This window comes from Meiothermus cerbereus DSM 11376, assembly GCF_000620065.1.
Classification (GTDB): Bacteria; Deinococcota; Deinococci; order Deinococcales; family Thermaceae; genus Meiothermus; species Meiothermus cerbereus.
The window spans coordinates 55,112-77,315 of the sequence record NZ_JHVI01000009.1; the positions used below are offsets into that span (position 1 = coordinate 55,112).

A 22,204-nucleotide genomic window follows, 5' to 3' on the forward strand; every position below is an offset into this window, starting at 1 on the left:
CTTTTAGCCGGAAGGAGGGGCTGGAGGGGGCGGAAAAAACGGCGAACCCACCTCGAGCTGCAGCAAGGGGCTATTCTGCACCAGCACCACCAGGCGGTAATAACCATCATCCAGGCGTTCGAAGCGGGCCTGGTAGGTGCCCGGCTTTTCAACCCAGATGGAGCGCTCCTGAAATAGCTGATCGCCTTTGTACCAGCGCAGCTCGAGGTACACCGGCTCGGCCAGGTGCCGCACCGTCAGCCGGGCTACCGCTGCGCTTTCAGCGGGTTCCAGGGTTCCGCTGAGGCTGGTGCGGTTGGGCAGGGTGGCGCGACCCGGGTCGAGCGGCACAAAGGTGTAGCGGCAAGCCGGTAACAGCAGGCCAACTAGTAAAAGCCAATGTAGGAGCTTCATAGTCCTTCACCGGCTGTGACCAGGCTCAAAAGGGCCACCGGCGCGGTTTCGGCCCTCAGGATACGTGGCCCCAGTGTGATGGGGGTGAAACCCCGCTCTTCCAGTAGCTGTATCTCATCGTCGCTGAGGCCCCCTTCTGGGCCGGTCAGCAGGGCGGTGGGCTTCTGGGGGTCCCACACCTCCCGCACCCGGGCCGAGGTTCTGGGCTGGGCTACCAGCCCCTGCGACACTGGGGGAAGCAGTTTGAGCGGCAGGAGTGGCTTTACTTCGGGAACCACGCTGCGCTCGCACTGCTTGGCCGCCTCGAGGGCAATCCGGCGCAGGCGCAGCAGCTTGTTCTCGCTTATCTCCCGCACCACACAGTGCTGGGTCAGGATGGGCACAATGGTGCTGGCTCCCAGCTCGGTGGCGGCCCGCACCACCTCGGCCAGGTGGTCGCCCTTGAGCAGGGCCACATACAGGCTGACAGGGTGTGGGGGCTCTTTGCTGGCCGGCCAGGTTTCTTCCACCTGCAGGCGCACCCAGCCTGGCTCGGTTTGCACCACCCGGGCGCGGCCTTCTGTGCCCTTGCCGTCGAATACCGTGAGCGTGTCGCCCACCCGGGCCCGCAGCACATCCAGCAGGTGGTGGGCCTCCCGTCCGCCCAGCTCGACTTCGGGCTGGATGATGGGAACAAAAGCACGGTGGGGACGCATAGCTCTTTAGCAGGCGGCATAGGTCAGGCAGACCCACTCGCCTTCCTGCCTGCGTGACAGCAGCTCGAAGCGGTTGGCCTCGAGGGCGCTGCGAACGATGGGCTCACGTTCGGCCAGGATGCCGGAGAGGATCAGGGTTCCACAAACCCCAAACAATTCGCGGTACTTTTGGGCAAAATAGGCGTGCAGCTCGGCAAAGAGGTTGGCTACTACCAGGTCGAAGGGGCCTTCTATGTCGTCCAGGCTGCCCTGCTTAAACGAGGCCTCGACCTGGTTGTACCGGGCATTTTCGACGGCCTGGGGGATGACAGTTGGGTCGATGTCTATTCCCAGCGCCTCCGCTCCCAGCAGGGCCGCCCCAATGGCCAGAATGCCCGAACCCGTGCCTAGGTCGAGCACCCGCATCCCGGGCTCGGTTCGCTGGGCCAGGGTTTCCAGGGCCATACGGGTAGTCTCGTGATGGCCGGTGCCAAAGGCCATGCCCGGCTCGATGACAATGCGTTTTTCCTGGCCTTCCCACTCATGCCAGGGGGCCAGCACCACAAAAGGCCCGGCCCGTACCGGCTTCAGGTCGCGCTTGTAGGCCTCGAGCCAGTCGGTATCGGGCAGCTCGAGCCACTCCCCCGGCAGGGGCAGTTCAACCCGCTCGGGAAAATAAGCCCAGACCTCGCCGGGCTTCTCCTCGAGGCCCCTGGCCCCTTGCTCGAACAAAAAGGCCGAGTATAGGTCGAGGGTTTGAAAGTCTCCACGTAAACGAAAAACGTGCATACCATAGTTTACCTGCTGAAGGCTCTTCAACCGCTGGGCACTAAGGTCAGGCGCAGGCTTCCCGCAAGCTTTTCGCCCGGTTCCAGCACCCGCACCCCCGTATTTTCCCAGCCCTGGCTCAACAGGTTGAAGCCATCGGTGGCGTGAGTGACGGGCTCGAGGGCCACGCTTCCATCGGGGGCGGTGAAGACCACCAGGTGCGAGAAGATGGGGTCTGCGCTTAGCTCCATGCGCCAGTCGGAACCGGGCCAGTCCAGGCTTAGCTTTCCATTCCAGCCTGCGAACACGTGGTCCAGCGTGGTCGCGCCGACCGGCCTGGGCTGCGAGAAGTCGAACTCGGGCGGTATGGCCTCGGCAGGCCGGGTGGGGAGGCAGCTGGCATCGGTCAGGTAGATGTGATCGGCCCCGAAGCAGAGCAGGGCCTCGCGAGAGTTGCCCAGGTGGCGCATGAAGTACGGGTGATGCCCAAACCCCGCCGGCATGGGTTCAGTTCCCACATTCACCAACGTCGTCGAGGTTTCAAGGCTATCCCCTTGCAGCCGGTAGGCTACTTCCACCCTGAAGGGGAACGGGAAGTTCAGGTCGTGGAGGCTCGAAGCGTCGAAAGCGCAATGCAGGGTGTGCTCGTTGATGCGCAGTGCGCTCCAGGGCCGCCCGTGTACCTCGCCGTGCAGGGTCTGCCCGTCGGGCCAGTTGGGGCGAAGCTGGTAGGTTTTACCGGCAAACACAAAGCGCCCCTCCCGGATGCGGTTGGAGTAGGGGGCCAGGATGTAGCTCGAGGTGTCGGGGGAGTGCTTTTGCACCAGGGCTGCGGGCGAGGTTGGGCGCAAAATGGGCAGCCAGAATCCCGCTTGGTGGAGCTCGAGGCCCACGATGCTAGCCCCCAGCTCGGGCGCGACGGTCAGGCGGAGTGAGCGGTTTTGCAGAATCTCTAGGTGCATTGGCTTCAGTCTGAAGGTTAGCGGGCAAAAATCCAAGCCCTGGGCACTTTTCAGGCGGGCAATAGCGCGCGAATCTGCCCGACCAGGGCCTCGAGGTAGTCGAAAAACAAAGGGCCGTAGTGGGCCAGCTCGTCGCCCCCGGTAACCACCAAGGGGAAGCACCAACCCCGTTCGGCCAATAGGCGTTGGGCTTTTTCCAGTGGCCTCGAGCGGTGCGGTTTGGGTTCGTATATCACCAGCTCTGGCCCCCGGCGCGCCACCTCGGCCAGATCGGGCTGGAAGTAGCTCTGGGGGTGCTCGGCGAAGATGTTTTGCAGGCCCAGGTAGCGCAGGGCTTCGCCCACATAGCTGCCCCGCCCTACCGTAATGGGGCCGCCCAGGTCGAACTCGAGGTAAACCCGAAGGGGTGGAAGCGCTTTGTAGAGCGCGCCATAGCGCTCTGAAAGACGGGCACACAGCCCGGTGGCCGCCTCAGTTGCCTCCAGCAGGGCCCCCAATACGGCGATGTTCTCCAGGATGCCATAGGGGCTTTGCGGCAGGGGGATTGGGAAGATGGGAAAACCCCGCCGGTGCAGCTCAAAGAGCAGTTCCCGCTGTACGCCGGTGCTGATGAGCACTAGGTCGGGTTTGAGGCTTTCCAGCAGTTCCCAGCGCACCCGGGTATAGCTCGAGACCACCGGCAGGCTCAAGGTAGCGGCAGGGCGGTAACAGAAGGCGCTGCGCCCCACCAACCGCTCGCCCAGGCCCAGGGCAAAGAGGGTCTCGGTGACGTTGGGGGCCAGCGACACAATGCGCTGCGCAGTGTCGGGCAGCTCGAGGGGCCCCAGCCAGTCGTGCACCAGCTTCACCGTTGCACCTCCTCGAGCCAGGCCTCCACCCTGCTGTACAGGGTGTCCAGGTCGGCGTCGTTCCAGATGACCCAGGTGGCCCGACGCACCTTATCCTCTTGCGGGAGCTGGCTCTGGTCGCGGGCCTCGAACTCGGCTTCGGAGAGGCCGCTGCGGGCCATCACCCGGGCTTTGCGTAGGTCAGTGGGGGCGGCCACCACCAGCACCCCGGCAAAATCTTTTTCACGCCCGGTCTCGAACAGCAGAGGAATGTCGTGCACCACCAGGCGGTGCCCCGCTTGACGGGCTTTTTCGGTTTCTTCCCGCATGCGCTGGCGCACGTAGGGGTGGATCAGGGCCTCGAGCCGCCTGCGGGCCTCTGGGTCGCTGAATATCAATCGCCCAAGTGCAGCACGATTGATCTCTCCACCTGAACACGCCTCTGGAAAGGTTTGGCAAATCTCCGACTTCAAGACCAGAGCTCCTTCACGGGCATATTCGTCCGCATCCAGAACCGGCACACCCAACGCCCGCAAACGCTGGGCCACCGTGCTCTTGCCGCTGCCAATGCCTCCGGTAAGACCAATGAGCCGCATCAGGGCCTAGCATACTGCCCTTCTTTATGTAACGCCGAGCGGTGACTTCTTCACCGGCCAGGGCCAAAAACGGTGTCAAACTGGGGCTATGCGATGGTTTTTGGTAGCCGTGTTGACTGCACTGGCAGCCTGTACCGCTAACCCTGGGGTCTCGTACACCCCAGAGGACCATCTATCCTCTTTGAATGCCGTCAACCAGGCCCGTGCCCAGGCCCGTAGCTGCACCACGGATGGCAACACCAAAGCCTACTACCCTGCGCCTGCCCTTACCTGGAACGGCCTGCTGGGCGAGGTGGCCCGCCAGCGGGCGGAACACATCCAGCAGACCGGTCAGTTTAGCCATAAGGAGGGCTCGAGCAACACCTATGCCGTAGCTATCCGAGCCCAGCAGGTGGGCTACAAATACCTTGACATTCGAGAGAACCTGGCCTACAACTACGCCTCCGCTGAGACGGTAGTGGCTGCCTGGTCATCGAGCACCAGCGGCCACTGCAACACCCTCATGGAACCCCATCTGCGCGAGATGGGCATGGTTCGGCGCGGCGACTACTGGGTGCTGGTGGTGGCCCAGCCCCAGCCCTAGCGCCTGCGGCGGCGCTTGCGCTTCGATGAAGAAGCCTTTTCCCCACTTGGCTGGGGGGATGCGCTTGGCGCTTCGCCCCAGGAGCCAAAATAAATTTTCTGAGCATTGACCTTAACCGGCTTCTGGAAACCCCGCCGCTCGTCGGGCGGGCCCACCACCCGCCTCGAGCGGGCCCTGGTATGGGGGGCCGGGCTTTTGGGTTCGGTGGCGACTATCTTGCGCGCTGGCTTGGCGGTCGCAGCCGCCTTGGGCTCCTGGGCGGCTGGTTTTGTGCCCTTCCCACGCTTGCCCCGGCGGCGCTTTTTGCTCTGCTCCTGTTTGGGTGGTTCGGGTGGGGTTTCCGACTGATAAAACTTTTCTGTCGGCACCAGATCAATCTGCCGGGCCGATGGGTTGGCTCCTTCAATTTTTACTTCCATCTCGTCTCCTATTCGAATGCGGCGTTTGGTTCGCAGGCCTTCCAAAGCCAGCAGGTCTTCGATGTACTGGTAGTGGTCGTCCTCGAGGGCCCCTAGCCGAATCATGCCCTCCACCCCGTTCTTGAGGCTCACAAACACCCCGAACCCGGTAACGCCCGAGACCGTGCCCCGGAAGGTCTCGCCTCGGTGCCTTAAGGCCCACAGGCACTGGTAGTACTTGGTCAACTCGCGCTCGGCGTTTTCGGCGGCCCGCTCGCGTTCGGAGGTATGCTCGGCAATTTTAGGAAACCGCTGGCTCCACTCCTCCTTACGGGCCTGGGTAATGCGGCGCTGGAGCAGGGTGCGCAACACCCGGTGCACCACTAGATCGGGATACCGCCGGATGGGGCTGGTGAAGTGCAGATAGTGTTCGGCAGCCAGCCCAAAATGCCCCAGGTTTTCAGCAGCATAGCGGGCCAGGCGCAAAGAGCGCAGCAGCAGGGTCGAGACCACAGGCTCCTCTGGGCGGCCTTCGGCTTGCTTCAGGATGCTTTGCAGGGCCTTGGGGGAGAGCTCGCCTCCCGGCAGGCTGTAGCCCAGCTTACCCAGGGCGGCCACCAGCTTATTGTAGGCCTCTTCGCTGGGGTCCTCGTGGACGCGAAACAGGGTGGGGATGTCTCGCTCGGCCAGGTGCTTGGCCACCACCCGGTTGGCCAGCAGCATCAGCTCTTCGATCAGGCTGCGGGCGCGGGGCTCATTCTGCGGAATCAGGTGCAGGCTGCCGTCCTCGTCTACCTCCACCTTTACCTCGGTGAAGCGAAAATCCAGCGCGCCCTCTTCCAGTCGGCGGGCTTTTAGGGTCTGGGTGAGCCTGAGCAGGAGCTTCAGGTCTTCTTCGAGCCCCGAACTCCTGTCGGGTGGCAAGACCTGGGTTTGTTCGGGGTGCTTTAGCCCCTCGGCAAAGGCCTCGACCTCGGTATAGGTCAGGCGGGCCACGCTGCGGATGACCCCCTCGGCAAAGCGGTAGTCCTTGACCTTGCCCTTGGGCGTGAGCTCGACCAGCACCGAGATGACCAGCCGGTCTTCGTAAGGTTTGAGCGAACAGATGCCGTTGGAAAGCTGCTCGGGCAGCATGGGCAGCACCCGGCCCGGCAGGTACACGCTGGTTGCGCGGGCGTAGGCTTCGTGATCTAGGGGCGAGAACTCTTTCACATAGTGTGAGACATCGGCAATGTGGATTCCCACCCGGTAGTTGCCGTTCGGGAGCTGCTCGATGTGAATCGCGTCGTCGAAGTCTTTGGCATCGGCCCCATCGATGGTAAAGACCCGCAAGGCCCGAAAATCCTCCCGCCGCTCAACTTCTTTTGCGTCCAGATGGGCTATCTTTTGGGCTTCCTCCAGCGCTTCAGGCGGGAATACACTCCTAAGCTCGTACTTGGCGATGATGGCCTCGGTCTCGACCTCGGGGCTATCGCCTTGGCCCAGATAGCCGGCAAACTCGCCGTAAGGCTCCTGGGGCTTGCGCCCGCTGGGGTAGGTGACCCGCACCACCAGACGCGCCCCGCTTTCCAGGCCCTCGAGCCCCTCGGGCTTGAGCTTGAGCGCGGGCAGCCGGGCATCGTCGGGCTTGAGCCAGGCAAACCCCTGCTTGAAGTAGAGCCGTCCCACCACCTGGTGATGGGCCCGCTCGAGCACCTCCACCACCACCCCCCAGGGTTTGCCATCGCGGCCTGGGGGACGCGGCTCGGCGCGTACTCGATCCCCGTGCCAGGCCCCGCCGGTGTGGCCTTTGGGAATGTAAAGGTCGGGTAAGTCGGGGTTGGCCGGGATCACAAACGCAAATCCTGCGGCGTGGGCTTGCAGACGACCCTCGAGGCCCTTTTGCGCTAGCGCCTCGGGAAGCTGGTAGAGTTTGCGCCGTGGCTCGACCACTTTGCCCTCGACTACCAGCAAGTCCAGGGCCTCTTTGGCCTGCTCCTTGTCGAGCCGCAGGCTCCGCACCAGCTCGCGCAGACTAAAGCGCTTTTTGGGGTGCTTTTTGAGATACTCGTAAATCTGCTCAAGCATGATGTTTTTAGGTCGAGAAGTTCGAACTACCGTATCGCACGCTCAGCGCTCCTCGCCTCATCATAAAGCACCCACGCTGGGTTATTCACACATCCCAGGCTAAAGAACGCCCTCGAAGGCCAGCCGGGTAGCGCTCAGGGCCCCCTCCAGCGCCTCCACGCACTGGTCGATGTGGGTTTTTTCCACGATCAAGGGTGGCTCCAGGCGCACCACCTTGGGATTGTTGAGGCCAAAGGCCGTCAGTACCCCGCGGGTAGCCAGCTCGGCCACCACCACCGCGCCGATGTCGGCATCGCTGAACTCGAGGCCCACCAACAAACCCCGCCCCCGCACCTCCTGGATAAACTCGGGGTAGGCCTGCTGCAACCCGGCCAGTTGCCCCATCAGGTAGTGGCCCATTTCCAGGGCGCGGGCGGGTAGATCCTCGCTGAGCGTTACCTCGATAGCCGCCAGTGCCGCCGCTGCTGCCAGCGGGTTGCCCCCAAAGGTGGTGGAGTGAATCAGGGGCTCGGTCTTGTAGATGCTCAGGATTTCCGGGCGGCAGATGGTGGCCGAGATGGGCATCACCCCGCCCCCCAAGGCCTTGGCGCTCACCAGGATGTCGGGCTCTACCCGCTCCCAGTCCACCGCCCAGAGCTTGCCGGTGCGGCCCATACCGGTCTGCACCTCGTCGGCAATCAGCACCACCCCTTTTTCGCGGGTTATACGCCGCACCTCGCGCAGATACCCCTCGGGGGGCACCCGGATGCCCCCCTCGCCCTGGATGGGCTCCACGATCACCGCCGCGGTGTCGGGGCCGATGGCCGCCTCGATGGCCTGGGCATCGCCGTAAGGCACCACCGTTACCCCCGGCACCAGAGGTCGCGCCGGAAGCTGGTAGTGCTCGCGCGGCGTGACCGAGAGGGCCCCCAGGGTTTTGCCGTGGTAGCCCCCCTGGGTGGTGATAAAGCCCGGCTTGCCTGTGTAGAAGCGGGCAAACTTGAGCGCGGCCTCCACCCCCTCGGCGCCGGAGTTGCCGAAGTAGACCATCGAAAGCTCGCCAGGGGTAATCTCGGCCAGCCGGGCGGCCAGCCTGGTGGTGGGCTCGGAAACCAGCACCCGCACCGACATGGGCATTTTGTCGAGCTGGGCCTTGGCTGCCTCCACCACCTTAGGATGCCGGTGGCCCAGCGACAGGGTTCCGTACAGGCCCAGAAAATCCAGGTAGCGCTTGCCTTCGGTGTCCCAGACGTATACCCCTTCGGCGTGGGACTCTACTTTGTCCAGCCCGGTAAAGCGCAAAAGCCCTGCCAGGCCGGGGTTGATGTGTCGTTCGAACTGTTCGAAAAGGGTCATGATCGGTTCTGAGTTTATCACGCTCGAGGCCGCACTGTTTGATGCGCGGTCTGGGGAACTACGCACGCTGTATGTGCTCCACGCGAAGCCTTCACTCTTGTTCTGGGCGACAAGGCGATATTTTGGCCCCAGGCGCGTACGAGCGCGCGCTGCATCCTGCATGATCATCGAGCGCTGCGAAGCCCTGCCGGATGAGTCCCGTCAGATTCTGGGGATTTGCACCAAGCACGAAGCCTCCGAGCGACCTTTTCGGGAGCTTTAGGCTTCAGGTTCGCTTCTTGCGTTTGGTTTTGGCAGCGGGCTGGTGCTCCGGGTGCTCATCCAGCAAAATCACCGAACCCCCCGGAAGCCGACCCTCGCGCAGGATGGCCTCGTAGACCAGGCGCTCGTCGTCGGTGAGCTCGAGGTCCGGGCCGCGTTGCTGGAGCAGGATGCGTGCGGGAATGTAGTTCCAGGGGCCGCCAATGCGGTCGGGTAGGCGCCCGTGTTCCTTGAGGTAGGGCACCACGCCCAGCATGGCGTAGAGTGCCGCCGTAACCTTTAGCTCGCGCTCGCTCCTTGGTTTTTCGCTATTTGGGCTTTTTGCAGCTCCAGCCATGACGCCTCAGCATACGGCCAGCGCTTTTTCAGTTCGGCGGAACCAGGTGCCTAAGCAAAGGCTCGGCAACCGTAGCCGGAATCCGCACCGCCTTACCCTGTGCGTCCTGGCAAAGGTGGCGGGTATAGCCTTCGGCCAGGAGGGTCTGGCCCCTCCAGACCCGGTACTGGTAGCGAAGCGTGCGCGAGGAAGCCTCGCAGAGCCAGACCTCGACCTCCACCCGCTCGCCGAAGCGGGCCGGCTGGCGGTAGATTAGGCCCAGCTCCACCACGGCAAAAGCCAGGCCTTGGGCCTCGATCTGGGGATAGGGCAGGCCGATCTGCTCGAGCCACTCCACCCGCGCGGCCTCGAGCCAGACCACGTAGCTGCTGTGGTGCACCACGCCCATGGCGTCGGTTTCGGCGTAGCGAACGGTAATCGGTAAACGCACCCTCATATCTGCCTTCCCAGGCGCTCTAAGAGCGCCACCAGTTCCGCAGAAACCGGCTCGATGAGTTCGGCCGGGCCTTCCACCATCACCCGCACCAGCGGCTCGGTGCCGGATGGGCGCACGTTGACCCGCCCCTGGCCTGATAGCTTTTGTTCGGCCTCCTGGATGGCCTGGTGAAGCTCGGGCTGCTGCATGACCTTTTGCTTGTCTGAGACCCGCACGTTCTTCAAAAGCTGGGGGTACATGGGCAGGGCCTCGTACCACTCCGATAGGTCGCGCCCCGATTCGCGCATGGCCCGCAGGGTCAGAATGGCCGTGAGCATGCCGTCGCCGGTGGGGGCGTGGTCGAGGAAAAGCACATGGCCGCTCTGCTCCCCGCCCAGGGTCAGGGCCGAGGCTTTGAGCTTCTCGTAGACGTAGCGGTCGCCCACCGCGGTACGGTAGAAGTTGATGCCGGCCTCGCGCAGCTTGACCTCGAGGCCCATGTTGCTCATCAGGGTGCCCACCACCCCCGGCTCGCGCCGTACCAGGGCGTTCAGGTAGAGCACGTGGTCGCCGTGAAACTCGCGCCCGTGCCGGTCTACCAGGATGACCCGGTCGCCGTCGCCATCGAAGGCCACCCCCAGGTCGAAGCCCATCTCCACCACCTGTTGGCGCAAAACTTCGGGATGGGTGGAGCCGCAGCCCTTGTTGATGTTGCGCCCGTCTGGGGTGTTAAACATCACAAACACCTCGGCCCCCAGGCGCTGAAAAAGCCGGGGGGCCAGGCGGTAGGTGGCCCCGTTGGCGGTATCGAGCACCACCTTGAGGCCCTCGAGGCTGCCCCCTTTGGACGATAAAAAGTCCAGGTACATCCGCTCGGCCTCGCGGAAGTCGGAAACCGTACCGATGCCATCGGTCTTGAACTCGCGCTCCAGGAGGCCCTCAATTTCGCTTTCTACCTCGTCGGGCAGCTTGTCGCCGGCGGCGCTAAAAAACTTGATGCCGTTGTCCTGGTAGGGGTTGTGGCTGGCCGATATCATCACCCCGGCGGTGGCCCCCAGGGCCTTGGTCAGGTAAGCCACGCCTGGTGTGGGCAGCACCCCCAGGTGCTCGACCTGTACGCCCTGGGACATCAGGCCCGCGGCCAGGGCGGCCTCGAGCAGGTCGCAGGACTGGCGGGTGTCCTTGCCCAGCAGCACCACCGGCTTCTTCTGGGCGCTTTTGAAGTAGGCTCCTGCGGCCTGGCCCAGCTTGAGCACAAACTGCGGGGTCAGCGGCGGCTCTCCCGCCACACCCCGCACGCCGTCGGTTCCAAAGTATTTGCGTTCCATCTTGCACAGTTTATACCTGCTCCGAAAGGTATTCGGTTCTCTTGTCGAAGGCCGCCTACTCTGCCAGCCTGAGTTCATGAAAAAGCTAGCCTTCTTGATCCTGCTAGGGGGCCTGTCGCTGGCCCAGCCGCAGGCTGGCACTTCGCCCTTTGTGGACGTGCCCCCATGCCACTGGGCCAGAGCGGCCATCGAGGCCATTGCCCGGCCCGACCCCAATGCAAGGCCGCAGCCCTCAGCACTCCTGGCCGAAAACGCCCTGCGGCAGGTCTTCGAGGGCCTGAAGTGCAACGACCCGCTCTGGAGCGAGCGCTTTTTGCAAAACCCCGCGCCTGGTTTTGGGCGCACCGGCATCGCTTTGAACAGCTTTGAGCTGAGCGGTATCCAAACCCGGCTCACGGGTAACCGGGCCACCCTGCGTTTCAGCCTGCTGGTGGTGCTGGACGGTAGCGCGGTGCGGCGCAGCGGCGAGGCCCAGCTGGTGTTTGCTGAGCAGGGCTGGAGGGTGGTTTATACCAGCCTGGTTAACCTGAACCTGCCAGTATTTCCGCCCTAGCCAGGCCCGCCCGCTGAGACAGCCAGGCCTGAAACTCGGCCAGGCCCCGTCTGAACATGCGGGTGCGCCTCTCCGACTTCCTGCCCCGACCGCCTTCGACCGGAACCAGCCCCCAGTTGGCGTTCATGGGCTGGAAGTTGTCGGGGTTGGCGCTGGCCAGGTAGCGCACCAGGCCACCCAGCATGGAAGCCTCCGGTGGAATCAGGGGTTCTTGGCCCTGGGCCAGGCGGGCCGCGTTTAGTCCGGCTAAAAAGCCTGTAGCGGCGGACTCGAGGTAGCCCTCCACCCCACACAGCACCCCCGCTACCAAAAGCTTCGGATGCGCCCGAAACTGAAGGGTGGGCTCGATCAACCGCGGAGCGCACAGGTAGGTGTTGCGGTGCATGACCCCGTAGCGCACGATTTCGGCGTTCTCCAGGCCGGGTATGCTTTGCACCACCAGCTTCTGGTCGCCCCACTTGAGGCCGGTCTGAAAGCCCACCAGGCTCCACATCTGGCCGCGCCGATCCTCGGCCCTAAGCTGCACCACCGCGTAGGGCTCTTTGCCGGTTCTGGGGTCGGGCAAACCCACCGGCTTCATGGGGCCAAAGCGGGGGGTATCGTAGCCACGGCGGGCAATTTCCTCGATGGGCATACAGCCTTCAAAGAACTCGAGCTTCTCCCACTCGTGGGGTGTGTGTTGGCGGGCCTGGCTCAGCACCTCGTAAAAACGCCGGTACTGGGCCTCATCCATGGGGCAGTTCAGATAATCGGCGCTCTGCCCGTAGCGCCCGGCCCGGTAGACGATGTCCATGTTGATGCTCTCACCCAGCACCACCGGTGCGGCGGCATCGTAAAACCCCAGGAATTCGCTGCCCAAAAGCGCACGCAGGTGCTCCGACAGCGCATCCGAGGTAAGCGGGCCGGTGGCCAGCACGGTAATGCCCTCCGCCGGGATGGCCGTTAGCTCCTCGCGCACCACCTCAATGCTGGAGTGGGCCTCCAGGGCCCGGGTAATTTCTTGTGAAAAGCCCTCCCGCTCCACCGCCAGCGCACCCCCCGCCGGTACCCGGTTCCGCTCGGCAGCCTGCATGACCAGGGAGCCCGCGGCCCGTAGCTCGGCCTGCAGCAGGCCTTTGGCGTTGGTTTCCCCCTCGCCTCCCAGGCTATTCGAACAGACCAGCTCGGCAAAGTGAGCGGTCTGGTGGGCGGGGGTCATGCGGTGGGGCCGCATCTCATACAGCCGAACCTGTGCTCCCAGGCGGGCCGCGGTAAAGGCGGCCTCTGCACCCGACAGGCCCGCTCCGATAACATGAACCTTGGTCATCTCTGTAGTGTAACCCAGGCCTCAGCGCCCATACATGCTTCCGTGGCAATATGTGTTTACGCCAACTTTTATTCGTTGCTCTTTCCACCGTGTGCGTAGCCAGCAAAGGGAGGTAGCTATGCGTTTTAGGGAGGAACTGGTGCTCAACATTAAGGCCCCACGGGAGGCGGTCTGGGCCGCCTTTCAGGATTTCTCGAGCTGGCCGGGCTGGGCTAAGGCCATCAAGGAGGTCAGCCGGGTCGGCTCGGCCTGGCGCTTCAAGGCCCGGGGGCAACCGCCGGTAGACCTAGTTTGGGTGGCCGAGGCCACCGAACGTCGCCCTCCGGAGTTTCTCGCGTTCCAGAGCGTGCCGGGTATTCCACACAACCTGAAAATCTCCGGCTGGCTGCGCCTGAGCGAAACTGAGGAGGGAGGCACCCACCTCGAGCTTTTGTTGGAAGGCCACCCCCACTACGACAGCCCCCTGCTGGACAAGGCCGCCGACTGGTATGCGACACTCTTCGGGGAACCTAACAAACTGCTCAAGGTAACCTTTGAACAGTTCAAAGAACACCTGGAAAAGACGCACAGCCAGCGGGAGCTTTCCGCTTCCAGCACCTGAAAATTCCAAAGCTCTGCTGTCCTGCCAGCCAGCTATTGCTGGTAGCAGAGATTCGATTGACTCACCGGGCACCGATGCGCTTCAGCCAGGGGCTTTGCTCGAGAATCGGGACTGCCAGACCGGTCGCATGTGCGCTTTTCGTACCTGGCAGCTTTTTGCCGCTGTGCCGTAAGATAAAGGCATGGACAGACGAATACGGGTGCTTATAGCCAAGCCAGGACTCGACGGCCACGACCGTGGGGCCAAGGTGGTTGCCAGGGCTTTGCGCGATGCGGGGATGGAGGTCATTTACACCGGCTTACGGCAGACCCCAGAGATGATCGTCTCGGCGGCCCTGCAAGAAGATGTCGACGCCATCGGGCTATCGGTGTTGTCGGGCGCACACATGCACTACTTTGGGGAGGTGCGTCGGCTCTTAAAAGAGCAAGGGGCCGACGATATTTTGCTCTTTGGCGGCGGTATTATCCCCGACGAAGACGTGCCCCACCTGAAAGAGATGGGCGTGGCAGGGGTTTTTGGGCCCGGTACCAGCACCCAGGACATCGTGGAATTTCTGAAGAAATCTGTTCCAGAGCGCTGGGCTGCTCAGGGCTAAAGTTCTGTAGCGGCACTTTCCGCCGGAGTAAAAAAATGGCAACCAAATCTAAAAATACCAAAGTAAGCCGCAAAAAACGGGCCCCCAAGCCCACGTCGAAGCCCTTACCCACGGCCTGGGTGAGGGTGCCTGACGAAGCGGAATTGCCGGAGGATGTTCGAGCTTTATTCGGAAAATTCAGAGATAAAACTGGTTTTGTTCCCAACGTGGCCCGCAACTTTGCCCTTACGCCAGAGCACTTCTTGCGCTGGTTTCGCTACTACGACTTCCTGATGCGGGGCGAAGACCAAAGCCACCTCAGTCGCAAAGAGCGCGAGATGATTGCAGTGGTGGTCTCTGCCGCCAACGAGTGCGAGTATTGTCTGGCCTCACACTCGGCCTATTTGCGCGAAATCACGGGCGACCCGGTTTTGCCTGATGTGCTCGCGGCCAACTACCGGCGGGCCCACCTGACCCCACGGGAACACGCTTTGCTCGAGTTCGTTCACCAGATTACGGTAGACTCCGCCGTGATGAGCTCGGCTGATGTGCAAATGTTGCGCACCATTGGCTATAGCGACGAAGCCATCTTCGAGGCAGCGCAGGTAGCCGCCATGTTCAACTTCACCAACCGCATCGCCAACGCAATGGGCTGGGTGCCCAACGAGGAGTACTACTACCAGCACCGAAGCAAGAGGGGAGACTAGTGCCATGCAAGGCTTGAAGCCGTTTGCTTTGTGGGCCCTGATTGCGCTTCTGGTGGGGCTGCTGCTTTACCTGGCCCAGCAGCAGGGCTGGATTCCCGGCAGCTTCCCATACTGGGCCTTGGGCGTGGTGCTGATGCTTGCCCTGGGCTTTGCCAATCTGCTGGCTCGAGGGCCCCGCTAGCCACATGGCTAGATTAATTGCCTGCACCATACAAGCAACCACCTGCTCTGCTTCGACAAGCCCAGCAACCGCAGGATTCAAAAAGATGGCCTCATAGAGCGCTCTTCACAAGTATTGAGCCACTCGCAACTCGATGGCTTTGTCCTGCACAGCACAGTTGCCTCCCGCATGGGAGGCAACGCCTGTGAAGACTGCGATGAGACTTTTTGTTGGAAGTTTATCTTTTTGAACCTGGCATTGGCTCTTGTGCTAGATGTGAATCGGCTTGTCCCAGGTGGCCAGCGCGGCTTCCTTGAGAACCTCGGCCAGGGTGGGGTGGGCATGGGAAGCTCGAGCTAGGTCTTCCGAAGAGGCGTGGAAGGCCATGGCCACGGCGGCTTCGGCAATCAGGTCGCCGGCCCTGGGCCCGATGACGTGCACCCCCAGAATCCGGTCGGTCTCGGCATGGGCCAGAATCTTGGCGAAGCCGTCGGTATCGTTCATGGCCCTGGCCCGGCCATTGGCCGAGAAGGGAAACGAGCCTTTTTTGTAGGCAACACCAGCAGACTTTAGTTCTTCCTCGGTTTTTCCCACCGAGGCGATCTCGGGATGGGTATATACCACGTTGGGAATGGAGTTGTAGTCCACGTGGCCATACCCCGTTACCATGTACTCCACCGCGGCATAGCCTTCTTCTTCAGCCTTGTGGGCCAGCATGGGGCCGGCAATCACGTCGCCAATGGCGAAAATGCTGGGTACCGCTGTCTGGTAGTGGGCGTTGACCGGAATCCGGCCCCGCTCGTCGGTGGTGAGGCCCACGTTTTCCAGGCCCAGTCCATCGGTGTTTGGCACCCGTCCGGTGGCCAGCAGCACCCGGTCGGCCACCAGGGGTTCGCCCCCTTCGTACTCCACGATGCCCTTGCCGTCTTTGGCGTAGGCTGCGGTTACGCGCACCCCGGTGCGAATGTCCAGGCCCTGCTTCTTGAAGATTTTCTCGGCAGCTCTGGCAATCTCGCTATCCATACCCCCCAGGATGGTGGGCAGGTATTCCAGCACCGTGACTTTGGCGCCCAGACGGTTCCAAACCGAACCGAGCTCGAGGCCAATCACCCCACCCCCAATCACCACCAGGTGCTCAGGCACTTTGGAGTAGGCGATGGCCTGGTCGGAAGTACCCACAATCTCATAGTCAAGCGCAACCCCTTTGAGGTTAGCTACCTTGGAGCCGGTGGCAATCAGGATGCGCTCGGCCTCGAGCTCCTGCACCCCCTCGGGCCCTTCGACCAGAACTTTGTTGGGCCCAACGATTTTGCCGTGTCCAAGATAGCGCGTTACTTTGTTTTTCTTAAACAGGTACTCCACGCCCCCGGTATTGGCCTTAACCACTTTGTCTTTGTGGGCCATCAGACTGGCCAGGTCGAGCTCGAGCTGGCCGATTTTTGCCCCAACGAGCTGGTTATGCTTAGCTGCGTGGATTTTCTCGGTAGCGTCCAGCAAGGCTTTAGAAGGGATGCAGCCTACCCGCAAGCAGGTTCCCCCTAAGGCGGCCTCTTTTTCCACGCAGGCCACATCCAGACCCAGCTGGGCCGCCTTGATGGCGGCCACGTAGCCACCTGGCCCTGCGCCAATTACCACCAGTTGATGTTTGGGCATAGTTCCTCTCAATGCACAGTTGTTATCTCACCACATTGCCAGGCCGACTAAATTTCCAGAGCCAGCCGTACCGGGTTTTCAATGAGCTCTTTGATCCGCTTGAGGAAGGTCACGGCCTCGCGCCCGTCCACAATACGGTGGTCGTAGGAGAGGGCCAGGTTCATCATCGGACGAACCACCACCGCACCGTTTTTGGCCACGGGGCGCTCGACAATGGCGTGCATACCCAGAATTCCCACCTGAGGCGGATTGAGGATGGGGGTCGAGTTGAGCGAGCCATAAATCCCCCCGTTGGTAATGGTGAAGGTACCGCCCATCAGCTCTTCGGGCTTGATCTTCTTTTCCCGCACGCGGGTTCCGAAGTCGGCAATAACGGCCTCGATCTGGGCCATGGAGAGCTGGTCGGCATCACGAATCACCGGCACCACCAGCCCTTCGCCACCACCCACCGCAATGCCGATGTCGTAGTACCGGTGATAGACGATATCGGTTCCGCGGATCTCGGCGTTGAGCTGCGGGATTTCCTGCAGGGCCTGTACCACTGCCTTCACAAAAAAGCTCATGAAGCCCAGTTTGAGGCCGTACTTCTTCTGGAAGGCCTCTCCATACTCCTTGCGCAGCTCCATCACCATGCCCATGTCGGCCTCGTTGAAGGTGGTGAGCATGGCGGTGTTCTGCTTGGCTGCCAGCAGGCGTTCGGCAATGCGGCGGCGCAGGGGGGTCATGGGCACCACGTCGTCGCGGCGTTCGCCCTTGATGGCGGGGGGGCTGGGCAGCTTGGCTGCGGTGGGCTGTTGAGCGGCAGGGGCCGCGGGCGCGGCAACAGCCCGCTGCACATCTTCTTTGAGCACCCGACCCCCCGGCCCGCTCCCCGGAATGCTGCTTGCTGGAATGCCAGCCTTTGCGGCCAGACGCTCGGCGGCCGGCATCACCTTGCTGTCGGATACTGCCGAGGCCGTGGTGGGGGCTGGCGCAGGGGCGGCCTGGGCCGGAGCGCTGCTTGCGGTAGCCGCCGCACCTTCTTCCAGCAGGGCCACCACATCGCCCACCCTGGCCTGTCCGCTGGGGATGAGAATTTTTACCAGCCGACCCGCGACCGGTGAGGGCAGCTCGAGGGTAGCTTTGTCGGTGACGAGCTCTACCAGCGGTTCGTCCACACCCACCGCATCCCCTTCTTGCTTAAGCCACTGTCCGATTTCTACTTCGGTGATGGATTCACCAACTGCCGGTATTTTCAGTTCCAAGGCCATGTTGCCTCCGTATAAGGGTGCTGGCACCCAAACCTGTCCAACTTTACTCCATCTACCCGGCTCGAGGTTCGCGGGAACACTCGGAAACCCAGTCCTGCCTATAACCCCAGGGCCGCTGAAACAAGGGCCTGCTGTTCTTTGTCGTGCACCTTCTTGGAGCCCACCGCCGGGCTGCTGGACTCGGGCCGCGCAACGACGCGCAAGGGGTGGCCAAAGATGCGGTCACCGAAGCGGGCCCTAATAAACCACCAGGCCCCCATGTTGGCGGGCTCCTCCTGGGTCCAGACCACCTCGACCTTGTCGGAGTACTGGGCTAGCGCGGCCTCGAGCGGCTGCATTGGGAAGGGATATAGCTGTTCCAGCCGAACAATGGCCACATCGTCCTTTTGGGCGGCGCGGCGGGCGGCCTCGAGGTCGTAATACACCTTGCCTGAGCACAGTATCACGCGCTTAATTGCCGGGCCGGTCGAGCCAGCAAGCACCCGCTGGAAGCGGCCTTGGGCCAGCTCGTCCAGCCGTGAAACGGCATCGGGGTTGCGCAGAAGGCTCTTGGGGGTCATCACGATGAGGGGTTTGCGCCAGGGGCGCACCACCTGGCGCCGCAGGAGATGGAAGTACTGGGCCGGGGTGGTGGGGTAGGTGACCTGCATATTGTCGTTGGAGCAAAGCTGCAAGAAGCGCTCGAGGCGGGCGCTGCTGTGCTCCGGGCCACCGCCCTCCATGCCGTGCGGCAACAGCAGCACAATCCCCGAAAGGCGGCTCCACTTGGCCTCTGCCGAGGCAATGAACTGGTCAATGATCACCTGGGCGGTGTTGACGAAGTCGCCATACTGCGCTTCCCAGCCCACCAGGGCCTCGGGCATGTCCAGGCTGTAGCCGTACTCGAAACCCAAAACCCCGGCTTCCGAGAGGGCCGAGTTGTACAGCTCCACCACCGCCTGACCCTCGGCCAGATGATTGGCCGGAATGTAGCGCTCTCCGGTAAGGTGGTCGGTATAGCCGCCGTGGCGCTGGGTAAAGGTTCCACGAACCACATCCTGCCCAGAAATACGCACCCGGTGTCCCTCCACTGCCAGCGAAGCAAAGGCCAGCATCTCGGCAGCCGCCCAGTCCAGGGGGCGCTTGTTATGGCCCATCTCGCGCCGCGCCTCTACAAACCGAACCAGTTTGGGGTGCAGGTGAAAGCTCTCGGGCAGCCGGGTTAGGCCATCCATCAGGGCCGTGAGTTTTTCTGATGGAACCCCGGTTTCCGGGTCGGGAACCCCTTCTTCGGGGCCGCCCAGATAGCCCTTCCAAACGCCACCACCGGCAGGGGGGCGGGTGGGTGTGGGCTCCCGTCTGGCCCCCGAGAAGGCCGCCTCGAGGGTTTCCTGGTACAGCTTGGCCAGGGTGGCGCAGGTTTCTGGGGTGCACAAGCCCTCGCGCTCGAGCTTGGCCTGGTAGCTCAGGTAAAGAGGCTTCTTGGCCGCAATGCGGCGGTACATATCGGGTTGGGTAAAGCTGGGCTCGTCGGTTTCGTTGTGGCCGCGCTTGCGGTAGCCAATCAGATCGATAAACACATCGCGCTTGAACTCCTTGCGGAACTCCATCGCCAGGGCCACCACGCCCACCAGTGCCTCGGGGTCTTCGGCGTTGACGTGGAAAATGGGGGACTCCACCATCTTGGCAATCTCGGTGGAGTAGCGCCCGGCGGTGTATTCGTGCGGCTCGGTGGTGAAGCCCACCTGGTTGTTGAGGATAATGTGAACCGCGCCCCCCACCGTATACGCTGGCAGCCCGGAGATGTTGAGGGTCTCCTGCACGATGCCTTCCCCAATGAAGGCCGCGTCGCCGTGCACCAGCAGCAACATGCCCTTTTCTCGCTTTGTATCGCCAAAGCGGTCTTGCTTGGCGCGGGTGCGACCCATGGCCACTGGCGCCACAAACTCCAGGTGGGAAGGGTTGAAGTTGAGCGACAGGTGCAGCTTGCCGTGGGGGGTCTCGATGTCGCTCGAGTAGCCCAGGTGGTATTTCACATCGCCGTGGTAGCCTTCGGGAAAATGCTCTTCAAACTCCAAAAAGATGTCCCGCAGGGGTTTCTTGACCACATTGGCCAGCACGTTTAGGCGGCCCCTGTGGGCCATTCCCATCACCACCTCCACCACCCCGTGCCTGGCGGCATTCTCCAGGGTAAGGTCCAGCAGGGGTATCAGCGACTCGGTGCCCTCGAGGCTAAAGGTCTTGGCCCCAAGGTATTTCTTTTGCAAGAACTCTTCAAACAGGGTTGCTTGCATGAGGCGCTCGTGAATTTTCCTTTTCTGCTCTGGGGTGGGCCGCAAAAACCCATCTGCCAGGCGAGCTTCAATCCAGTTGCGCACTACCGGATCGTCGAGGTGGCCGTACTCGATACCCACCGTGCCACCGTAGCGGGCTTTGTACTGCTCCAGCACCGCCCGCAAGGTAGGGGCGCCTAGCTCCATAGGTACTGGCCGGTCGAGGTCGGCTTCGCTCAGGCCAAAAAAGCTGGGGTCAAGCTCCGGGGGCGTGCGCCGCTGCCGATCTAACGGGTCGATGCGCGCAACCAGATGGCCGCGCTCACGGTAGGTGCGCAAAAAGCGCACTGCCTTCAAAAAAAACGAGGCCAGCTCGGATAGCGAGGCCTCGTCAGGCGGTTGTCGTTGCACCAGGCCATTTCCACCGACAGGCTCGCTTTGCACGTTCTGAAAGTAGCTCGCCCACTCGGCAGGGATGGACGCCGGGTTCTTCTCGTACTCCTGGTACAAAGCCTCGAGGAAAGCCAGATTCGAACTATCTATTGACCGTTCCATACTCACGGCTTTCTAGTCTACTAGGTTCTGCGCCAAAGAAACGTGTCAGCCCACCAGCCAACCGCTGGCCGGCTATCCCAAGCGCTTTTATCAAGCCAGTCAAACCCGGCCTTGAAATCGCCTTCAGCGCGCTTGTTGTTTTTGCTCGTTAGGGGTGGGCTCAGACCAGCGCATCGACCTGAGCGGCAGCCTCGAGGTCTTTCCGGGTCACTCCTCCCGCCGAATGGGTGACGTAGGCCACCCTTACCTTGCCCCACATGATTTCCAGGCTATCGGGGTGATGGTCGGTTTTTTCTGCCAGAAGGGCCACCTTCACTGCAAAGGCTACCCCCTGGGCATACGAGTCGAAAGCGAAGGTTTTCTCGACCCGGCCTTGAACCAGCTGCCAGCCCGCTAGGTCTTGCAGGGCGCTGGAGATTTCTTCATGGCTCAGCTTGGCTGTCATACGTAAGCCTCCTGACCATAACTTACGCCCACGGCGGCCAGCAGAGTGCAGTGCGATACGAGTTTTGGCAAGTTTGGCCGAACAGCCTACCAAGGGGTGAGTGCTTACCCCTTTTGCCCAACACGGAGCGAGGGATGCACTCCAGGCCTCACAGCGATTTGGGGCGCTGGACAAGTACCTCAGTGAGGCTGTTTTACCCTTTTACCCGACCGGATTGCACATAGCCAAAATACTGTGCTATACTCCGCGTTGGCGCCTTTTTTGGGTTGGTTTCCCCGAGCCGCTCAAACAAAGGCAAATCACACGCTGCGACGGCGTTGGTAGGCGCTGGCGCAAAATGGAGATAGCTGTGTTCAAGACATACGTTCCTGAACCTAAAGAGCCCGGCTGGGTTCTGATAGACGCCGAAGGTCAATCCATTGGTCGGGTGGCCTCGAAAATCGCTGCCGTTTTGCGCGGCAAGCACAAACCCGACTTCACCCCCAACATGGCCATGGGCGACTGTGTGGTGGTCATCAACGCGGACAAGGTGGTTTTGAAGGGTTCTAAACCCCGCACCAAGGTCTACACCCGCTACTCAGGCTACCCCGGCGGCCTCAAGCGCACCGTTGGGGCTGTGATGCTGGCCGAAAAGCCGGTAAAGGCCGTTGAGCACGCTGTCAAGGGCATGCTCCCCAAAGGCACCTTGGGCAACATTATGTTTCGTCGGCTGAAAGTTTACGCCGGCGCCAACCACCCCCATGCGGCCCAGAAGCCCGTCAAGATGGAGGTCGAATAATGGAACAGTATTACGGAACGGGCCGTCGTAAAACCAGTGTGGCTCGTGTGTTCTTGCGCCCCGGAAGCGGCAAAGTCGAAATCAACGGTATCCCCTTTACCGAGTACTTTGGGGGCCTGGTGAAGGCCGTTACGGCCCTCGAGCCCCTGCGTCGGGTAGATGCCACCAGCCGCTTTGATGCCTTTATCACCGTGAATGGTGGCGGTAAGGCAGGCCAGGTCGATGCCATTCAGCTGGGTATCGCCCGCGCCCTGGTCAACTACAACCCCGACCTGCGAATCAAGCTCAAACCCGCCGGGCTGCTTTCCCGTGACCCACGGGAAGTCGAGCGCAAGAAGTACGGCAAACACAAAGCCCGCCGTGCTCCGCAGTACAGCAAGCGATAGGCGTTGCTTCGCCAAGCCCCCGCCCTATGGCGGGGGTTTT

At 62.2% G+C, this 22,204-nt stretch carries 24 protein-coding genes; 8 read left to right on the plus strand and 16 right to left on the minus strand.

Going from position 1 to position 22,204, the window contains the following annotated elements; all coding sequences use genetic code 11:
* Nucleotides 1–3: 3 nt before the first annotated feature.
* From Q355_RS0103780 to coaE, 6 genes are read right to left on the minus strand one after another with little or no spacing between them, the layout of a single operon-like run.
* Nucleotides 4–393 (minus strand): hypothetical protein, encoded by a 390-nt coding sequence (locus tag Q355_RS0103780; RefSeq protein ID WP_027876563.1) that lies wholly within the window; start codon nt 391–393, stop codon nt 4–6.
* The gene (locus Q355_RS0103785) at nt 390–1,088 is read right to left on the minus strand and encodes a 16S rRNA (uracil(1498)-N(3))-methyltransferase (RefSeq protein WP_027876564.1); all 699 of its coding nucleotides are present in this window, start codon (nt 1,086–1,088) and stop codon (nt 390–392) included. The genes Q355_RS0103780 and Q355_RS0103785 overlap by 4 nt, the downstream gene beginning before the upstream one ends.
* Nucleotides 1,089–1,094: 6 nt before the next feature.
* A complete protein-coding gene (locus Q355_RS0103790) occupies nt 1,095–1,856 on the minus strand; it encodes a 50S ribosomal protein L11 methyltransferase (RefSeq protein ID WP_027876565.1) in 762 nt (253 codons plus the stop codon).
* A 26-nt stretch (nt 1,857–1,882) separates the two neighbouring features.
* A complete protein-coding gene (locus Q355_RS0103795) occupies nt 1,883–2,797 on the minus strand; it encodes an aldose 1-epimerase (RefSeq protein WP_027876566.1) in 915 nt (304 codons plus the stop codon).
* Nucleotides 2,798–2,847: 50 nt separating this feature from the next.
* Entirely contained in the window at nt 2,848–3,645 is a 798-nt protein-coding gene (locus Q355_RS0103800; RefSeq protein ID WP_027876567.1) for a helical backbone metal receptor, read from the minus strand.
* Nucleotides 3,642–4,220 (minus strand): dephospho-CoA kinase, encoded by a 579-nt coding sequence (coaE, locus tag Q355_RS0103805; RefSeq protein ID WP_027876568.1) that lies wholly within the window; start codon nt 4,218–4,220, stop codon nt 3,642–3,644. The genes Q355_RS0103800 and coaE overlap by 4 nt, the downstream gene beginning before the upstream one ends.
* A gap of 88 nt (nt 4,221–4,308) precedes the next feature.
* Between coaE and Q355_RS0103810 the strand changes: the two genes are divergently transcribed.
* Complete coding sequence (locus Q355_RS0103810) at nt 4,309–4,803, plus strand: CAP domain-containing protein (protein WP_027876569.1); 495 nt, start codon at nt 4,309–4,311, stop codon at nt 4,801–4,803.
* On the opposite strand, the gene rnr is transcribed toward Q355_RS0103810, so the two are convergent.
* From rnr to glmM, 5 genes are all read right to left on the minus strand, one after another.
* Entirely contained in the window at nt 4,800–7,268 is a 2,469-nt protein-coding gene (gene rnr, locus Q355_RS0103815; RefSeq protein WP_027876570.1) for a ribonuclease R, read from the minus strand. The genes Q355_RS0103810 and rnr overlap by 4 nt on opposite strands.
* A 99-nt stretch (nt 7,269–7,367) precedes the next feature.
* Nucleotides 7,368–8,603, minus strand: a complete 1,236-nt coding sequence (locus tag Q355_RS0103820) for an aspartate aminotransferase family protein (protein ID WP_027876571.1) — start codon at nt 8,601–8,603, stop codon at nt 7,368–7,370.
* A 265-nt stretch (nt 8,604–8,868) separates the two neighbouring features.
* Entirely contained in the window at nt 8,869–9,201 is a 333-nt protein-coding gene (locus Q355_RS0103830; RefSeq protein ID WP_027876572.1) for a hypothetical protein, read from the minus strand.
* 28 nt (nt 9,202–9,229) lie between these two features.
* A complete protein-coding gene (locus Q355_RS0103835; RefSeq protein ID WP_027876573.1) occupies nt 9,230–9,637 on the minus strand; it encodes an acyl-CoA thioesterase in 408 nt (135 codons plus the stop codon).
* Nucleotides 9,634–10,944, minus strand: coding sequence for a phosphoglucosamine mutase (glmM, locus tag Q355_RS0103840; protein ID WP_027876574.1), 1,311 nt, complete (start codon nt 10,942–10,944; stop codon nt 9,634–9,636). The genes Q355_RS0103835 and glmM overlap by 4 nt, the downstream gene beginning before the upstream one ends.
* Before the next feature lie 76 nt (nt 10,945–11,020).
* On the opposite strand from glmM, the gene Q355_RS0103845 reads away from it, so the two are divergent.
* The gene (locus Q355_RS0103845) at nt 11,021–11,497 is read left to right on the plus strand and encodes a hypothetical protein (RefSeq protein WP_027876575.1); all 477 of its coding nucleotides are present in this window, start codon (nt 11,021–11,023) and stop codon (nt 11,495–11,497) included.
* Here Q355_RS0103845 and trmFO read toward each other — a convergent pair.
* On the minus strand, nt 11,466–12,803 hold the full coding sequence (trmFO, locus tag Q355_RS0103850; protein ID WP_027876576.1) for a methylenetetrahydrofolate--tRNA-(uracil(54)-C(5))-methyltransferase (FADH(2)-oxidizing) TrmFO: 1,338 nt from the start codon (nt 12,801–12,803) through the stop codon (nt 11,466–11,468). The two genes, Q355_RS0103845 and trmFO, sit on opposite strands and share 32 nt — an antisense overlap.
* 118 nt (nt 12,804–12,921) lie before the next feature.
* Here trmFO and Q355_RS0103855 point away from each other — a divergent pair, with 118 nt between their 5' ends.
* From Q355_RS0103855 to Q355_RS16855, 4 genes are all read left to right on the plus strand, one after another.
* Nucleotides 12,922–13,404 carry an SRPBCC family protein gene (locus Q355_RS0103855; RefSeq protein WP_027876577.1) on the plus strand — a complete coding sequence of 161 codons (483 nt, stop codon included), beginning with the start codon at nt 12,922–12,924 and terminating at the stop codon, nt 13,402–13,404.
* A gap of 181 nt (nt 13,405–13,585) precedes the next feature.
* Nucleotides 13,586–13,999, plus strand: coding sequence for a cobalamin B12-binding domain-containing protein (locus Q355_RS0103860; protein WP_027876578.1), 414 nt, complete (start codon nt 13,586–13,588; stop codon nt 13,997–13,999).
* Between the two features lie 119 nt (nt 14,000–14,118).
* On the plus strand, nt 14,119–14,685 hold the full coding sequence (locus Q355_RS0103865) for a peroxidase-related enzyme (RefSeq protein WP_333659358.1): 567 nt from the start codon (nt 14,119–14,121) through the stop codon (nt 14,683–14,685).
* A gap of 4 nt (nt 14,686–14,689) precedes the next feature.
* Entirely contained in the window at nt 14,690–14,866 is a 177-nt protein-coding gene (locus tag Q355_RS16855; RefSeq protein WP_169735533.1) for a hypothetical protein, read from the plus strand.
* A 249-nt stretch (nt 14,867–15,115) separates the two neighbouring features.
* On the opposite strand, the gene lpdA is transcribed toward Q355_RS16855, so the two are convergent.
* The 4 genes from lpdA to Q355_RS0103890 all read right to left on the minus strand — a co-directional run bounded on the left by lpdA (nt 15,116) and on the right by Q355_RS0103890 (nt 21,000).
* The gene (gene lpdA, locus Q355_RS0103875; protein ID WP_027876580.1) at nt 15,116–16,498 is read right to left on the minus strand and encodes a dihydrolipoyl dehydrogenase; all 1,383 of its coding nucleotides are present in this window, start codon (nt 16,496–16,498) and stop codon (nt 15,116–15,118) included.
* A gap of 47 nt (nt 16,499–16,545) precedes the next feature.
* Nucleotides 16,546–17,748, minus strand: coding sequence for a 2-oxoglutarate dehydrogenase complex dihydrolipoyllysine-residue succinyltransferase (gene odhB, locus Q355_RS0103880; protein ID WP_027876581.1), 1,203 nt, complete (start codon nt 17,746–17,748; stop codon nt 16,546–16,548).
* Nucleotides 17,749–17,846: 98 nt separating this feature from the next.
* Entirely contained in the window at nt 17,847–20,555 is a 2,709-nt protein-coding gene (locus Q355_RS0103885; protein ID WP_027876582.1) for a 2-oxoglutarate dehydrogenase E1 component, read from the minus strand.
* 160 nt (nt 20,556–20,715) lie between these two features.
* Nucleotides 20,716–21,000: a 4a-hydroxytetrahydrobiopterin dehydratase gene (locus tag Q355_RS0103890; protein WP_027876583.1), complete on the minus strand. Its 285-nt coding sequence runs from the start codon at nt 20,998–21,000 to the stop codon at nt 20,716–20,718.
* A 337-nt stretch (nt 21,001–21,337) separates the two neighbouring features.
* Between Q355_RS0103890 and rplM the strand changes: the two genes are divergently transcribed.
* Entirely contained in the window at nt 21,338–21,778 is a 441-nt protein-coding gene (gene rplM / locus Q355_RS0103895; protein ID WP_036258622.1) for a 50S ribosomal protein L13, read from the plus strand.
* Nucleotides 21,778–22,164, plus strand: coding sequence for a 30S ribosomal protein S9 (gene rpsI / locus Q355_RS0103900; protein ID WP_027876585.1), 387 nt, complete (start codon nt 21,778–21,780; stop codon nt 22,162–22,164). Before rplM ends, rpsI begins: the two co-directional genes overlap by 1 nt.
* The last annotated feature ends 40 nt before the right edge of the window (nt 22,165–22,204 follow it).